The sequence below is a fragment of the Paenibacillus sp. P4_E11 genome (assembly GCF_056401635.1).
Window position 1 is genome coordinate 1 of the sequence record NZ_JBFUIX010000087.1, and the last position, 16692, is coordinate 16692.

At 50.3% G+C, this 16692-nt stretch carries 9 protein-coding genes and 7 tRNA genes; 2 read left to right on the forward strand and 14 right to left on the reverse strand.

Going from position 1 to position 16692, the window contains the following annotated elements; genetic code table 11:
* The 7 genes from AC1DWB_RS25160 to AC1DWB_RS25190 form a co-directional block, all read right to left on the reverse strand.
* The coding region (locus AC1DWB_RS25160; RefSeq protein ID WP_477543844.1) for a hypothetical protein at positions 1-1383 on the reverse strand (1383 nt) is incomplete at its 3' end.
* Between the two features lie 72 nt (positions 1384-1455).
* A complete protein-coding gene (locus tag AC1DWB_RS25165) occupies positions 1456-2766 on the reverse strand; it encodes an ABC transporter substrate-binding protein (protein ID WP_477543845.1) in 1311 nt (436 codons plus the stop codon).
* A gap of 12 nt (positions 2767-2778) precedes the next feature.
* On the reverse strand, positions 2779-3840 hold the full coding sequence (locus tag AC1DWB_RS25170) for a TolB-like translocation protein (RefSeq protein ID WP_477543846.1): 1062 nt from the start codon (positions 3838-3840) through the stop codon (positions 2779-2781).
* A 741-nt stretch (positions 3841-4581) separates the two neighbouring features.
* Positions 4582-5739 (reverse strand): group II intron reverse transcriptase/maturase, encoded by a 1158-nt coding sequence (ltrA, locus tag AC1DWB_RS25175; RefSeq protein ID WP_477543847.1) that lies wholly within the window; start codon positions 5737-5739, stop codon positions 4582-4584.
* 672 nt (positions 5740-6411) lie between these two features.
* On the reverse strand, positions 6412-8778 hold the full coding sequence (locus AC1DWB_RS25180; protein WP_477543848.1) for a helix-turn-helix domain-containing protein: 2367 nt from the start codon (positions 8776-8778) through the stop codon (positions 6412-6414).
* 30 nt (positions 8779-8808) lie between these two features.
* Positions 8809-10404, reverse strand: a complete 1596-nt coding sequence (locus AC1DWB_RS25185; RefSeq protein WP_477543849.1) for an extracellular solute-binding protein — start codon at positions 10402-10404, stop codon at positions 8809-8811.
* A 21-nt stretch (positions 10405-10425) separates the two neighbouring features.
* The gene (locus AC1DWB_RS25190; RefSeq protein WP_477543850.1) at positions 10426-11577 is read right to left on the reverse strand and encodes a GntR family transcriptional regulator; all 1152 of its coding nucleotides are present in this window, start codon (positions 11575-11577) and stop codon (positions 10426-10428) included.
* Between the two features lie 136 nt (positions 11578-11713).
* On the opposite strand from AC1DWB_RS25190, the gene AC1DWB_RS25195 reads away from it, so the two are divergent.
* Positions 11714-14551, forward strand: a complete 2838-nt coding sequence (locus AC1DWB_RS25195) for a glycoside hydrolase family 38 N-terminal domain-containing protein (protein ID WP_477543851.1) — start codon at positions 11714-11716, stop codon at positions 14549-14551.
* Positions 14552-14891: 340 nt separating this feature from the next.
* Positions 14892-15278 (forward strand): SET domain-containing protein, encoded by a 387-nt coding sequence (locus AC1DWB_RS25200; protein ID WP_477543852.1) that lies wholly within the window; start codon positions 14892-14894, stop codon positions 15276-15278.
* Between the two features lie 205 nt (positions 15279-15483).
* On the opposite strand, the gene AC1DWB_RS25205 is transcribed toward AC1DWB_RS25200, so the two are convergent.
* The 7 genes from AC1DWB_RS25205 to AC1DWB_RS25235 all read right to left on the reverse strand — a co-directional run bounded on the left by AC1DWB_RS25205 (position 15484) and on the right by AC1DWB_RS25235 (position 16260).
* Positions 15484-15557: transfer RNA gene (locus AC1DWB_RS25205), tRNA-Asn, on the reverse strand.
* A 4-nt stretch (positions 15558-15561) separates the two neighbouring features.
* Positions 15562-15634 (reverse strand) — tRNA-Lys (locus AC1DWB_RS25210).
* Positions 15635-15729: 95 nt separating this feature from the next.
* Positions 15730-15801, reverse strand: a tRNA-Lys gene (locus tag AC1DWB_RS25215).
* Between the two features lie 72 nt (positions 15802-15873).
* A tRNA-Gln gene (locus AC1DWB_RS25220) sits at positions 15874-15949 on the reverse strand.
* A 4-nt stretch (positions 15950-15953) separates the two neighbouring features.
* A tRNA-His gene (locus tag AC1DWB_RS25225) sits at positions 15954-16028 on the reverse strand.
* 6 nt (positions 16029-16034) lie between these two features.
* A tRNA-Phe gene (locus AC1DWB_RS25230) sits at positions 16035-16110 on the reverse strand.
* A gap of 73 nt (positions 16111-16183) precedes the next feature.
* Positions 16184-16260, reverse strand: a tRNA-Glu gene (locus AC1DWB_RS25235).
* Positions 16261-16692 lie beyond the last annotated feature (432 nt).

A 16692-nucleotide genomic window follows, 5' to 3' on the forward strand; every position in this document is an offset into this window, starting at 1 on the left:
GTCAATGGATGTTCCATTGCTGGCATTATCTCGATAGATGCATTTAATATCAAGGACATTCCAATGGTGATTCTTAATCACATTATGGCTGAATACGGTACGGGACCCGTCAGTGAACATATCGACGCAATCACGATAAACGTTATCGAAAATATTGTTCGTGATGATATTGTCATGACGCCCAAGCGCGTTAGCATTCAGCAAATCGTTCGTATCGCTGGATAGTTTAATGGCATCGCCCCAAGGAATGATCGTGGCTCCGGTCTTGTTGGCGTTCAATACCGCCTGGACATTGCCGCCTGTGAAATAATTACCGGTAATTTGGGTTCCCTTGCCCGTGGTTGCCAAGATCATATAACTCGCATCCCGTAGCTTGGAATTCGTGACCGACACGTTGTATCCGGTAATCTCCACACAGCACTCCTGGTGACCGCTTCCCTTGAACTCAGCGAATACAACTTGCACGTGGTCGGCTTGGATTAGCATCGCTCTCTTGTTGTCAGTCCGCAGTGAGTCGTCCAGTATGGGTGCTTGGATAACACAGCCTTCGCTTGCCACGACGATGCAGCCTGTGATGCCCTTGAAAATAGCCTTTCTACAATCCAGAAACTTGGCTGCGGCAACGGTAACGTCACCGTTGTAAACATAGGTCATGTTAGGAGTGGCACCGATACTGTACCCCGTCACTTGAAAGGCTGCCGACATACGTACTGCGTTGCGAGCTGCGACGGACACGTCCTCACCACGTACGACTCCAAAATCTTCCAAGACCAGGCTGCGATCCACTCTCTCCCAAAACCAACCTGGCTTACCAGACTGAATCACAGAGCCGCCATTGTCAACGAATGCGCCCTGTACCGCAATGAGTCTACCGCCGCCTACTCCAGGTGTGCTTATATAGTAACCTAATAAATAGATATGCTGTCCTTCGAATTCCGGTTGAATCGTTCGCAGCTCATCCACACTCTCGGCAGCTCCGATCCATTTGAGGCCATCCGGTTCAATCAACCCTTCCTGAATCCCTCTTTGATAGACAGGTACCCACGCAACGGATGAGATCCCTCCGTCACTCTCGGGGTTGGCTGCGGCGGTATTGTGCGGATGATTACCTGCCCAGCGGTAGCCTGTAATAACGCCGCTGTCATCGGTGTGCTCCAGAATTTCACCCGGAGATGTCAACTTCACGCCTTTACGAAATGGACCAAGTAATTTCAAATTTAAGCCGCCGTTATTCCCGAACTGCTCGTTGTTTCCATAGACGGATTGCGTTACAGTGCTCCCGCTCGCCCCGGCCACACCCAAAGTCATGCACACTCCAGCCATGCCCAATGCCGCTAACACTTTTCGCCGACTGATCATAGGATTCGTTTCGTTATCAGACATCTCCCGCTCCTCCTTGTAATCTTGACGGAATCCGCAAGTGTCACGAATCCCGCCGATTGATCCTTATTATGGCTACTGGGCTTTGCGCTTCTCAATCTCTTTGTTGATCGCATCTTCCGCTTCTCGCAGAGCCGTATTCACGTCTTTGCCGTTCACGGCCACATCCTTGAATTTACTCCCTATGATCGGAAGAGCGGCGGAATCGTATTTCGTTACGGCTTGAGGAGTAGCGGCAAGCTTGTTATATGTAAACGCGCCGGCGTTCCTCCCCTGGAGCACTTCAACATCTTTGCCGAATTCTTTCTTGATGTCCGGATTGTTCAGGACGGAAGGCCGCCCTTGCTTCACATTCATCTTCTGCCCTTCTTCGGATAAGAGGTGGGAGATGGCCAGGAACGCCTGGTCTTTATGCTGACTAGTCTTGGAAATAGCCAACAGAGGAGCGAACAGCTGAATCGTCGTTTTTGGTGCTTCACTGTAGGAAGGCAAAGCTACGACGTCCCAGTTGAGCCCGTTCTTCGTTGCATCCGGCAGGCTGCCGAACATGGACGTGGCGGCGTACATCGCTAACGTTTTGCTCTTCAGAAAACCATCTCCTCCTTTGCCCCATTCGTTGCCCGTCACTTCGTAGAATCGTTTCATCGTTTCGAATATTTTTTTCCATTGCTCGGTGTTCACGGAAGCCTTCATCGTCTCAGCGTTTACCATCGGAGCGGACAGCTGGTTATAGGGCAATAAGATGTTCGGGGCAAAATCAAACCCAACGTACTGCACACCCCCATCCATTCTCGTGACCCGCTTCGAAAGATCTAGCACTTCGTCCCAGCTCATTCCGTCTTTCGGATAAGGGACACTGAACTTGTCGAATATATCTTTGTTGTAATGCAACGTTGCGATGTTGACGGACGAGGGGAGCATCAACATTTGCCCTTTCGGAAAGTTGGCTTGGATCGAGTTCAACACAACCGGATCCATTTTGTTCAAATCGAAATTATACTTCTTGATGAGCGGTGTCAAATCTTCTAGCACGTCAAGCTCCCGGTACAGGGGAATATCGCCGCTGCTGTCACCGAATATAATGTCGGGTACGCTCCCAGATGCAATCAGATCCTCCAGCATCGTTCCTTTGGCTCTCTTGATCATCTTGATCGTAATATGCGGGTACTTGCTCTGTAACGGCTGAACGATTGCATTTTGAAACAAAGGATCCCCCATACTGGTGTTGAATACCGTGAGCGTAACCGGCTCCGTACTGATCTCTGGCACTTTGTTGACGTTCCCTCCGACTGTGGCGGATGGAGCTCCTCCCTCTTTGGCACAGCCTGAAAGGATAAAGATTACAATAAACATCGCAACCAACAACGCTTTGCTTTTTTTATACATGGCTTGACCCTCCTATATCTCGATTATGCCTACCCATAAATAATAATCTTCATCTGCGAATGTAAAGGACACTTTCCGACTGTCAGGACTGAACGAGGGGTGAGGATGACCGGGATGATGATGCCACATCGGAACCTCACACAGCAACCGCGACGTGTTATTGTCCAAGTTGATCAGCACAATCTTGGTTACAGCGGACCCTTCCAGCGTATCTGCGACTGCCCATTGGCCGTCCGGACTTAGGGACACATGCCAGTACTCGTAGTCTCCGTTAATGAATTCCGACCTTTCCCCCTGCTTATCCACCTTGTAAACGCCGGTCGGCTTCAGTGGACTATGCGCGTATTTGACATAAAATAAACTCTCTCCATTGAATGCCCACATCTCGTGACCGATGTACTCGCCTAGTTCCCCGGATTCCTGCCGCTCTTGTCTGACTATATGGCGAGCCTCGCCGGTCTGTGTGTCGACCACATGGATGCGGTCGGAGATATGCTCCGTCTTGCCTTCATGCGCGAAGAAGACGAGATGTTTGTGTACCGGATTGACCATGGCGTGATTGGCAACCCGATACGGCTCGGCGAACCTTGGTGTTACCGCTGCCGTGACTCGTCCTGTCGCGATGTCAACGGTTCCGATCGTCCATTCGTCGTGATGTCTCCAATAGACGCCGAGGACGGAATCGTCATTAGTAATCGATTGCGGCCCATAGAACTCGACACCCCGAGCTTGCGTACAGACGATCCGGGTTTGGCCGTTTCGAAGGTCAACTGCGATAATTTCTGCCCCGTTGAAATAATAAAATTGATCATCGAACGATACGAGACCACGTCCCCATTCGAGATTGGCAACAATGGCTTCCGACTCCCCCGTCTCCGTATCCAAGCGAACGTACTGGCCGACCATCTCCTTRTCCATCTCAGCGCTTACGATAATGTTCCGGCTGTCGGACATCCAGGTCATCGCCGTAAAGTAATGATGAGCCGTGTTCGTTCCGCTCTTTCCAACCGCCCGTATGGTGCAGCCGGTAAGCGGATCCGAGAAATTCCGTATCGTTAGATTGAGCGTTTCCATAACCCCCCCCACTTCCTTTCCTTCAGATTAGCTTTCGTCCGAACTGTAACATGGTGGTTCGATCGGCGAAACCTTCACTTTTTGCTCCAGCGCTCCATTTTTGCGCGGGCGTCAAAAAAACCGTCCGATTCCCGGACGGTACTCTGGCGTTGGCTTTAAGTAAGGCACGTGGGGAGGGCAGACAGATGGGTTGAGCCGAGATTCCAAAGGCGGACGCTGCCGCTTCTCCACTCCATCTGCCTGCCCTCTCTTGTACTTCTTCCCTCCAAGGCGTTACGTCTTACGGACACTTCGCGTCCGGTTTTACGGGTCTTATATCTTCGATCCGGCATTCGTAGCCACGTATCCCTTTGTAGTATTCCGGGTACATCTCCTCGTCACAGCTCTCGCAGCTGAACTTCTCAAGCGAAGATCGCTTCCTGTAGCTTCCTTGTCAACTTCTTGCCCTTAGCTATCCTTGAACGCTGCTCCCAAGAGTCCTTACGGACACAGAAGCCGTTATTCGTCCGTTTCTGCCCCTCTCAAGGGTAGTTGCGGACACAGGATCCGTTATTCCCTTACAACTAGCTATTTTTGTCACTTTCCAGGACAAATAGCGGCATCTGTGTCCGTTAGGTCAGCTAATACCTGCTTATCTCACCAAATAGTCGAGTAGGCGGGGCCTTTCCTTCATAGATTGTACCCCTTACCCCTCACAGATCCGTACGTGCCCAATTAAGGCATACGGCTCCTCATGTCACCTTACAGAATTGCATTCCTTGCAAACAAATTCACGGTTATTCTAGGCTTTGGAAATGGATTTCGGCTAACGAACATGACGAACTTCGCTTCTGTAAAGCTTATCTTTTGGCTTCTTCGGTTTCTCCACTTTAATACTAATCGCTTAACTGCGTCTAAGTAAGCAGATATTCCGCTGAAATTGTCCGACACTCCATAGTAATTGTAGTGTCCCTCTACCTTGCTTCGGATGGTTCGCATGAGTTCCTCTTCTGCCTCGTGTCGATTGCTCCGTATCCATATCTTGAATTCCTTCACCTTCGCCTTAAATTTCTTAGCGCTTGTTTTCCGCATGAGCCGTGAACGTCCGCTCTTGCCTTTTCCCCAGTAATGGGTAAACCCTAGAAAGTCGAAGGTTTCTGGTTTTCTCGACCCGCCCTTTTTGCAATCCACTTCTGACTTCCACCCGAACCGGATGATTTTCGTCTTTTCTCCTGCAATTTCTAGCCCGAACTTCTTTAACCTCCTGACTAACGCCTCATAAAATCGTTTCGCATCCGCCTCTTGTTCAAAGCAACATACAAAGTCGTCCGCAAAACGCACCATTTCCGCTCTTCCTTTACATTCTCTCTTTATTGTCACTTCGAACCACAGGTCCAGTGCGTAATGAAGATAGATGTTCGAGAGAATCGGCGAAATCAGGCCCCCTTGCGGTGCTCCTTCATCGGTTGGTTTAAACTCTCCTTTCTCTATAATTCCTGCTTTCAAGAATTTCTTGATGAGTCGTAGGAGATTTGGGTCCGCCATGCGATGCTCCAGAAATTTCATCATCCACTCGTGATCCATATGGTTGAAAAAGCCACGGATGTCCGCGTCCACCACATATCGTATCGGTTGCTTCATCATAATCTGGTCTAGTGCTCGGAGTGCGTCATGTTGGCTTCGTCCGGGTCGAAATCCAAACGAGCAATTCAGAAAGTCTTGCTCGTAGATCGCTTGCAGAATCTGGTTCATTCCATGCTGTACGATTTTATCTTCGTACGCTGGGATACCTAAAGGGCGTTTGCTTTTCTCATCCTTGGGAATGTATGTCCTTCTTGATGCTTGCTTTCCGCCTCTGTGTGCTGTAAATGTGTCTCTGGCAAGATCGGTAATATGTAGCCGCCTTCCCTCCACCGACATTACATCGACTTCCTTGGTACTATGCAGCTATCCGACTCCCTGCGAACCGTTTGGCGTTCTCCCTTTTGATCGATTGTCCGCCATACTCTCACGTTCTTTCCTATCGAGTACTCGCTCATGAAAGAGTCGCAGGGGATCCCAGGTTCCCGTGTGATCATTGTTCAGCATGCCTGGCTCTCTGACCCCGGGGAAGCTTGGTTATGCTCGCCATTTCTCGCTTAACCAAGTGTTGCCTTCCAGTAACCGTAAACTGTCGGCCTTCCCATTGTCCTGATTTCGAGGCTCTATCACTTTCAGGCCTACTGCCTAACTGTCTACGCTTAGCACCCGACATTACTGGCGGCAGCCCAAGACTCGCTATTGGTGGCATGGCTTTGCCTTTCCAAGCAGGGGTTCCACCTGCTAAATTACACGACTTTACCATTGGTCGCTCACGGCTCTCAGGTCCGCAACGAATGTTGTACATTCATATTTATTCAGCTTACGAGTAGGGGAACCTCCGGTTAGTCTAAAAATACCTGATCTGTATACGAAGAGGGCACCCCTAAACGCTTCAGTACGGTAAAGAACTTAAACTTTCATATATTACCAAAAAACCATTTCCCGCAAAGGAAATGGCTTGCTTCTAACCCACATTTCGCACGTGTCATTTACGAAATGTGGGTGTTCTAGCTATAATTCCGCTGCTTTCTCCGTCTCCCGCTCTCTGAACTCCGTTGGTGTAAAGCCAGTGGACTTTTTGAAGATCCGTACAAAACTGTTCATGTTCGTATAGCCGATTTCCTCGGCGATATCACGAATTTTTTTATTGCTCCCAAGAAGCAGCTCTTTGGCTCTCTCCATACGCAAGGACATGACGTAATCGAGAAAATTCCCTTCGGTACGCTCCTTGAAAATCCGGCTTATATGATAAACGCTTTGCTTGAAATGATCGGCCAGAAGATTGAGGGAAAGATCGCTTCTCCCATAATGAGTCTGAATATAGATCAGCATACGGTCTACAACCTCATGACGTTMCCGGTTGTTCCGCCTGTCCTCGATCCGTCCGATCGCCTCATCTATGATTCCGATGATGTACTGGGCCACTTGACCGACGTCTTCGTGTTGATACAACACCTCGAACAACTGATTTTCTTCTGCTTGCGGCATTTTGATATCGATATCGTCAAGCATACTCATCAGGCGCAGCATGAATTGGATGGCGATCTGGCGCACGATGTCCGACGTCGCATTGCTATGGGCAAGCTCCGCGAACCATTTCTCGGCAAGCGCCCTTGCCCTCTCGCGATCCGCTGCCTTGACCGCGCCCACTATGCTGTCCGTACGTGCCAACAGTCGGTAAATCTCACTGTTATCCGTGTGCTGGACATCTTCGATCGAGATGATCGCATTGCCGCCAATGACCATTTTGTATTTGAGCGCTTCCAGGGCTTCGTGATAGGACTGGTGAATACCGTCCGCTGTAACGACGGCTGTTCCAATCCCAATCGTCACCGTTCGCTTGAAATGTTGTTCCACGTACTGCTTGATCAGTTCGGAGATCGCATAGGCCCGCAGCATATTGTGCTTTCCTGCCTCTTCGAAGCTCATTATTGCCGCTGTCATACCTTGGTCGATTTCAACCGAGACTCCACGGTTCTCCGCATTGATCATCTCTTCCGCCACATTGGATAGGGCATAGCAATATAGATGCATATCTTCGGGGGAGACGATCTCTGACTTCCTGTCGAACTCCATCGTCATCACAATGGAAGAAGCCGGATGAAGCCGATACCCGATTGCTTCCAGCGGTACGAGCGGATTCTCTTTATTTTTGCGGATACCCGTCAACAGGTCCATGACCAGTCGCCATTTGACTGCCGGCTTGTGCTCCGTCATCTGCTTGAACATCCGATCGCTGTCCATGATGATATGCGATAACGTATCTTCAATTTGACGAAACTCGCCATCCGGCGCATTCCGCTTATCATATAGCCGGTGCGATTGGAGCGAATTCGATATATTCTGCACAAGCCGATTGATCGGTTTAAGTGTCCATCGATTGGCCGCAAGTGCCATAACCAGGGCGAACAGGATCAGGACGATACTGATGGTGAGCAACGTATTGCGAATATGCAGCATGCCTTGGTTCAACTGAAGATCGGGTACGATGTGGACGATCTTCCATCCGGTATAGGGAGATGTGTAATAGAATAAAGTACTTCCCGCTCCCTTCACCTTCTCCTTGAGGATCCCCTCCTCATGATCCAGAGGCACCTTCGCCAGGACTGAATCGCTCTCCGGCTTTGTTGCGAGCATACGCTTGTCCTCGTGGCTGACAACAACTCCCTCCGCATTGATGATATAGATAGACCCCTCATTCGAAGCTGCTGCATCTTTGATCAGATCRTAGATCGATCGTTCGTTGATATTGACCGCGATGGCTCCCTTGCGATAACCGTTCGGATGGATCATCGGGTAGGAACGGACGAGCGTAATGACTTGATTATGGCTCTGGCTGGAACGATTGATCGTGAGCGGACGCGTATTCATCCAATAAAAGAAAGCGTTCGACTTCTCGAAATCCCGCACCCACTTGTAATCTTCAGGCAGGTCGCCGCTCGCGGGCAGATTCCCGGAAGACAAGCGACGCTTCAAATACGAATATAGTTCGACCGAGAACAGGTTGTCGTTGCTGCCTAACATGCCGTTCAATCGCCTGGAAAGCTGGCTGATCAAATATTCGGAGTAATCCGAGGACGAGGGAAAGTCCCGCTCCATAAACTCCCAAACTTCCTTGGATTGCAGCAATTGGACCGTCTCGTTGTCGATAGCGCGAAGAACAAGCGTCACCTTGCTGTCGACTTGGTGCAGGAGCGACATGTTCGTGCGTTTCACTTCATGATCCAGATGGTCGTTAATAATCAAGTACGACATGCCTGCCGTAGACACAATACAGAGACATAGAAACAGGGAGAAAATCATCCACGCTCTTTTACGGTAGTCGGTTCGTAACCCTATCTTCCCGTCCTTCGCAGCTGGTGCCGATATTGGCTTCATCCTGTTACCTCCCTCCTGTCTTTCCAACACTTACTTGAAACTTTGTTTGTTGTTCTCGTACCATTCCTGCGCCAGCTTGTTGGCTTGCCCGCCACCGGCGTTGCTCCACTCCATGCGGATTTGTTCAAGCGCTTGATCCGGCGTAATATCGCCCTTAATAATCGCCCGAGTCCGGATTTCGAACAGCTTCGGACGGATGGCCTCGAAGACGCTGTTAATCTCGGCAATGTTCGGCGAATACGGAATATCCCGACGGAACTTGTTCTTCAATGCAACTTGCAGCGAATCCGACGAAAGTTTCGCCCAACGTTGCGAGATCGGGTCCTGCGCCGCACTAACGAACCTATCTTCCGGCTTGAAGGTCGCGGCATGATTACGGAGTATAGCGTATTCGCCGGCATAAGCGACTTCTTTTCGGAAAAGGTCATCGTTGATAATTTGGGGCACTCCGTTGACCAGCTTGTAATGTTGGTTCTCCAACCCGTTCAACAGCGTGAACCAACCTTTCTCAAGCATCCAATCAAGGTATTGCATCGCAGCTTTCGGATTCTTCATCTTATTGTTGAAGGCCACATAGATCAATGCAGGCGTTTCCTGGTACATCCCCGCTTTGCCGTACTTCGTGGCAAATGGCTCGAGCGGAACCGGACTGGCCTCCGGTATGTTCTTCATCAGGTCTTTCATGTTCTGCTCGATAGCCGAGCCAGAGCTCCCGATCAGCACGCCCGTCTTCCCTGCCGTCCAGTCCGCCATCGATCTCTGCATATTCGTGTCGGTCAAATACTCTTGGTCAATATACCCGTTGGCATAGAGCTTCCGTTCGAACGCTATCTCATCAGCGACACGTTCGACGAAATTGGCGTTCACCATATTCCCATTCTCTATATACCATTGCGTGGTGTGTGTCGAATAAAGCGCATTGAAGACGTTCAAGTATTGAGGGTGCAGGGAAATGACGGGCGCGTTCGCTCTCCCGGTCAACCCTTTGTCCTTGAACGCTTGCAACACCGTGAAAAACTCGTCTTCGGTTTCGGGCGCTTTCATTCCGACCTTATCCAGCCAATCCTGACGAATCCAGAGGCCTCCATTGGCGATCTGATCGGGTGTCCGTTTCGTCGTAAGGCCATAGATTTTGCCATTGAACGTCATATAAGGTGTAAGGTCTGGATTATCTTGAATATATTGTTTGACCACTGTGCTGTACTTGTCTATGTAGTCGTCGAGCGGCTGCAGGACGCCTTGTGTGACAAGATTGCCGATATAATTGCGATCAAATTCCCATATCAGATCCGGCGCTTCTCCCGTTGCGAGGAGCGTGTTCATCTTCACTCCCGCTTGATTCCTCGGGACCGTCACGATCTTCAGCTTGATTCCAGACTGATCTGCGATCCACTTTGTCCAGCGATTCTGTTCATAGGTTCCTTCTTCGCTGGACACCTGCCCCCRGTCGAACATCGAAACGCTGACTTCCTTCGGTAGTTTATCGTACGGGTCAACTGCTACTGACGGAGAGATTCGTGCACGACCGCTATTGGACTTGCTGCAGGCTGACAGAGCTAGCCCCAGGCAAAGGGTCAGAACAAGAAAACTTATTGCCGCGTTACTCCATTTGTGCTTCTTGCTCATATTAAGCCCTCCAATATGGGATCAATCGTTCCGGGAACTCCGGCTAGCAGTCGATTGCCGCAGCACCAATCGGGTAGGAAGCACAATTTTACGCCGTTCCTGCAACGGGTTATCCATGACGGACAGGAGAAGCTTCGCAGCCTCCTCGCCGATTGCTTGTTCTTGCTGAACGACACAACTGGGCGGAATGCGGGAAAGCGAAGAATACAAATAATCGTCGAAAAAAATGACCGATAGCTGCTCCGGCACCCGGATGCCAAGATCTTCTGCCGCCTCCATGACCGCAAGTCCGTTGGCCGTTGTCGCCGCGAATACCGCAGTCACCTCGCTGTTTCGTTCCAGGAACGACCGGACGATCRCTTTCGTTTCCTTCGGGTCATCCTCTCGCTGCCGGTCTTCCAACAATTCGTACAGGCAGCGCTGATGGTCCAATGGAATAGAATGCTTGGCTAGCGCTCGCTCATACCCGGTCAACCGATCTTCCAAACTAGTAGTCGTTCTACCGTGCACGGCAACGAACGCGACATTGGAATGCCCTTGCTCAATTAAATAAGATGTTGYGTCGAAAGCACCGCCGGAATGATCCGAACAGACACAGTTCGTATCTACCCCGCGCAAATAGCGGTCGATCACGACAACCGGGAATTGGTTCAGCGCCAAGCGTAATATTTCTTCACTGTAGGATTCGCCGTCCACTGGGAAAATAATGACACCTTTCACTCCCATCCGCACACATTCCTGCAAAATTTGCCGCTCCGTATCCTGCTCGTTCCGCGACGMTCGATATAGGACCTGATATCCGTCCGCCGAGAGCTGTTTCTCGATTCCAGCCAGTATGCTCGAAGATAAAGAGGTTTGAATGGAAGGGGACAAGAAAACGATTGGTCTCAGTGCTCCGCCCGAAACTTCCGCCAATTGCGGACTATTGTCGTGCTGGTCGCCCACAGTTCCCGCGATATAAGTACCTTTGCCCTGAATGCGGTAGACAAGTCCTTCCAGAACCAACTCGGACAGCGCCTTCTTAATTGTGAATCGGCTTACCCCGAACTGCTTAGCAAGGTCCGCTTCCGTAGGCAACTGGTCGTTAGCTCGCCATGTATTCTGATGAATTTGATCGAGAATGTAGTCTCTGATTTGGGAATATAATGGAACGCGTTTCATTTCACGACTCACGGATGTTCAATCCCCCGTTCTTTTTACTATATTCATAGTTTAGCACATAAAAATACCAATATACAAATTTGTATGTATTACATCTAATTGGTATATTGATTGTATTCATATTTATTAATTCATTGGAGGGTTTAGAATGATATCGATCGATTCACGGCTTCGACAGCTCCTGGGCACTGTTCCGCAAAGCTACTGGGATGAAAAAATCATGTCCCGACCTGGTTATTGGGGCGAACGGATTATATCGCAATTGGTGTTCGCCCATGAAGTATCGAAAGTCCATGACCGTAAGTATGACCAACTGATTGGAGCGGCACTGACCTATGTGGAAGAGCGGATGGCTGAAGAAGGCGTCATCAACAAGCAGATCGCGCTACATGCCGAACAAATGCTAAGCGAACTTACTGCTGTGGCGAAGAGTTACGATATGATTTGCGCGGCTCATGCCCACATCGATATGAACTGGATGTGGCCTTGGGATGAGACGGTATCGGTTACGTTGGATACGTTCCGGACCATGCTGAATCTAATGGAAGAGTACCCTTTCTTCAAGTTCTCCCAATCACAGGCGTCTATTTACCGGATCGTCGAGCAGTACGCGCCGGAGATGCTGGTGGATATTAAGAGGCGAGTCCAGGAAGGCCGTTGGGAGGTCACTGCCTCACACTGGGTGGAAGCGGACAAGAACATGCCAAGCGGAGAAAGCTTGACCCGTCAGTTGCTTTATACGAAACGATATTTGTCGCAGCTGCTCGACATTGATGCGGACCGGTTGAATCTGGACTTCGAGCCGGATACGTTCGGACACAGCGTCAATGTGCCGGAGATATTGGTGAATGGCGGAGTGAAGTTCTATTACCACTGCCGCGGCAATGAGGGTCATATTGCCTACCGCTGGGAAGCGCCTTCCGGCAAGTCGATTATCGTATACCGCGAGCCGACATGGTACAACGACTTCATCCAGCCGATTCTCGGATCGTATGTGCCAGATATTTGCMGGCAAACCGGGTTGAAGACCCATCTGCACGTGTATGGGGTCGGAGATCACGGTGGCGGTCCGACGAGACGGGATTTGGAGCGATTGATGGATATGGCAAGCTGGCCGATTTATCCGAGCATCCGCTTCGGTACGTTCGCCGATTTCTATAAGCTGCTCGAACCGTTAGTCGACCAGTTGCCGGTCGTCAAGGGGGAGCAAAACTTCGTCTTTACCGGCTGCTACACGTCCCAGACGCGGATCAAGACGGCCAACCGGATCGGTGAAGCTGCGTTGAATGAAGCTGAACTGTTCAGCGCCACGGCAGCGATAGCGGCAGGCTCCACCTATCCGGGCGCGGCTTATGAGGAAGCATGGAGAAACGTGCTGTTCAATCAATTTCACGACATCCTTCCCGGTTCCGGCGTTATCGAAACCCGGGAGCACGCGCTCGGTTTGTTTCAGAATACGATGGCGATCGCCAATACGAACCGCAAGCTTGCACTGGAAAGAATCGCGGCCACTATCGATACTTCACAGCTTGGTGGACCGGAAGACAAGCTGACGGTATCGGAAGGTGCCGGAGTCGGTTATGGCACCAGCACATTCAAAATTACGCAAGTCGAACGCGGGCACGGCCATAACCGGATCGTCCATCTATTTAATCCGTCCGTATATGACCGCGAGGAATCCGTAGAATTCATCCTCTGGGATTGGAAGAGTCCAATCCAAACGTTGGTCGTCAAGGATAGCGAAGGGAACGAAACCGCTCATCAAATGATCGATAAGAACTTCAATCTCTATTGGGGGCATCATTATATGCGGCTGCTCCTTCATGCCAAGGTCCCTGCATGCGGATACAGCACATACACCGTGTCACCGGGAGAGGACATGGAGAAGCCGTTCCTGCCTACCGATCCGCGGGTAGATCAAGAGGATAAGTTCGTGCTTGAAAACGATGTGATCCGAGTAACGTTTAACCCCGTCGATGCCACGGTCGTGTCGATGATCCATAAAGCTTCAGGCGAAGAGCTGATTTCGGAGTCGCGCCCTGCCGGGTTGTTCCGTCTTATTCAGGAGGACCCTAACAAAGGGATGAGCGCGTGGTGGGTCGGCCGCTATATGAGCATCGCGAATGTGCACAACAATGTGAAGTTATCGATGGTTGAGCATGGAGAAGTGCGCCAGTCGCTGAATTACGAGCTCCAATTCGGTAGTTCTACCTTGAAGGTCGTCGTATCGCTCGATCGGAACAGCCCGCTACTCCATTTCCAGGCAGAATGTGACTGGCACGAGATCGGTAGAAGTGGGCAAAGCATTCCCCAATTGAACTTTCATTGGCCGCTTGCTTATGAGAGCGCGGCGTACAAATACGATGTACCATTCGGCACCATCGTACGCAAGCCGCTCGAGATGGACGTGCCCGGCAACAGTTGGGCGCTCGGAATGCGACAAGATGAAGGAAAACCGTCCATTATGGTCGTTACGAACAACAAATACGGTTTTCGCGGAACGGACCATTCGTTATCGGTTTCGCTTATTCGAAGCTCCTTCGACCCGGATCCTTATCCGGAACTCGGCAATCATCACCGCATCCACTTTGCTGTGGGTGTAGTGGATGCGACACACAATCATGAATTGGTTGAAACGGCATATCGATTCAACCACCCGTTCAACGTGTTGTCCGGAACGACGCACGGCGGGACGCAGAATACAAGCTCCAGCTTCCTGAAGCTGATGGAGGGTTCGGTTGCTGTATCTGCTGTGAAAATGCCGGAGGACGGTGACGGGAAGCGCTGGATCGTTCGCGTTTACGAAACGGAAGGTCAATCGACAATGGCCAAGCTGCAGTTGTTCCAACCTGTGTCGGAAGCTTATTACATCGATTCGAACGAACGTAAAGTGTCCACCGGCTTATCCATTCGAACCGATGGCGAGCTAGTTACATTCGAAGTGCCGGCCCATACGGTTGTGGCCGTTTGCTTGATGTTTGATTGATTAGAACAATTACAGAGAGAGGCTACTGACATAATCGTCGGCAGCCTCTTCTCTACGGATGTAGGGAATTACGATCCAYCCGCCAATAGTACACGGGCACAAGCTGCAGTAGTCCTCTATCAATTGTTAACTACTCTAAAGCAGTAACTGAATGAATCAAAAGTAATAACGAGAACGGAGCCCGCTTACTTGCGAGGCTCTGTTCTCGTTATTACCGCTTCATTTCACCTGTTCGGTTATCGTTCCGCTTGCTGTTTCCTCACAGGTACGCTACAATAATAAATTGCATCGATTGAATTAAGCAAGGGGCTCCATAGACTATAAAGCGAAGGTGACTAGTATGATTGAGATCAAGATTTCCAAGCTATGTACTGGCGAGTTCAATCGAGGGGTCTTTGCAACTCGAGATATATCCAAAGGTGATCTTATCCATGAAGCGCCGGTCATTCCTTATCCGAATGAGGAGCATGAGTTCATCGAGAAAACAACCCTCGACGATTATGTGTATGAGTATGGGGCTAATCACTCGGCTGTTGTCTTAGGCTATGGCAGCTTGTTCAACCATTCGTATACCCCTAATGCCACGTATGAGATTAATTTTGACAATCACACCTTTGACTTCTTCGCCTACACCGATATCCAGGCAGGCGATGAGATCCTTATTAATTATAATGGCGAGGTCGATTGCAACGATCCTCTATGGTTCATGGAGCCATCAGATTCGTAGGAATTAAACCCGCAATGCGAAGGCCCGAGTTGGGAAAACTCGGGCCTTTTGCGTACCCAGCGGTCTCAATTTGTCTTCGAATCCGGATTCGATTCATTGCAGCCGCCTGATTCCGGACGTCCTATATAAGATGTTCTGTGTTCCTCAGAACGCATAGGACACAAGTAAAGCCAGGCTGGTCATGGACCAATCTGGCTTTACTTAACACCTCGGGCAGGGTTCGAACCTGCGACCTGCTCATTAACAGTGAGCCGCGACTACCAGCAGTGCTACCGAGGTAAGGTTAGGATAACCGGTTTTGAACCGGTGGCCTCTCGATTAAGAGTCGAGCGCTCTGTCTGCTGAGCTATATCCCGTTGGAGGATAGGAACGGAATCGATTCCCGTTAACGTCTCGCAGACCGGCGATGATGCGGCAGCCTGCATGACGGAATCCCATCCATAATCGTATGTGCCGCTGGCGAGAATTGAACTCACAGCCTTCTGATTAAAAGTCAGTTGCTCTACCTTTGAGCTACAGCAGCATGGCATCGGTTGTGAAACCGACTCCTATGTATGAGTTGGCAGTAGGCGGGACTTCAACCCGCTCCACTGCATGGTTACCCGGGCTGGATTCGAACCAACGCTTGGATGCTTCAAAGGCATCTGCCTTTCCCGCTTGGCTACCGGGCAATAGTGGGGAGAACAACCAGACTCGAACTGGTACTAACGGATCCACAGTCCGCAGCGTTCGCCTTTTCGCCATGATCTCCAGGAATGGTGGTCTGAGACGGAATTGAACCGCCGACGCGCAGCTCTTCAGGCTGCCGCTCTACCAACTGAGCTATCAGACCAAGAATGCAGGTTGCGAGACTCGAACTCGCTTCAACCGGGTGCTGCCCGGTCCCTCCCATCGAATGACCCGCATGGTTACGCATGGGGGAATCGAACCCTCCGATCCAGGATTGAAAGTCCTGTGGCTTCTCCACTTGCCGAATGCGCCGTGCTTCAATAGAATGTATGTTCTATTTGAGATAATAAAAACAGACTACCTGTCAGCTGAGCCTTCTTCTTACCCCAAACATGGGCATAGAAAAAGACTACCTGGTTGCCAAGTAGCCTCTACATTCCGTTTGATAAGATAGGCAGCTGGATCACTGCAATAATGCACCTATCAAGAAAGTTCAACACGACCTCCTGCACTGAGAGCTGGCCGTATGAACGACGGTTTGTAAACACTACGGATATGGGGTTGGAAATAGGGATTAAAAATCGCCGAGAAAAGACGGAACCCATGATGCTCTGTAAATCGCTCTAGCCCTTGCTGCTCATTAAATCGCTGCATCGACTCAGTCTGTTGTCCACTAATGCGTTTCATACCCTACACCTTCCTTTCATCCATTGGTTTGGCTTCTGCTTTCGCTTCTTGCTTGAGT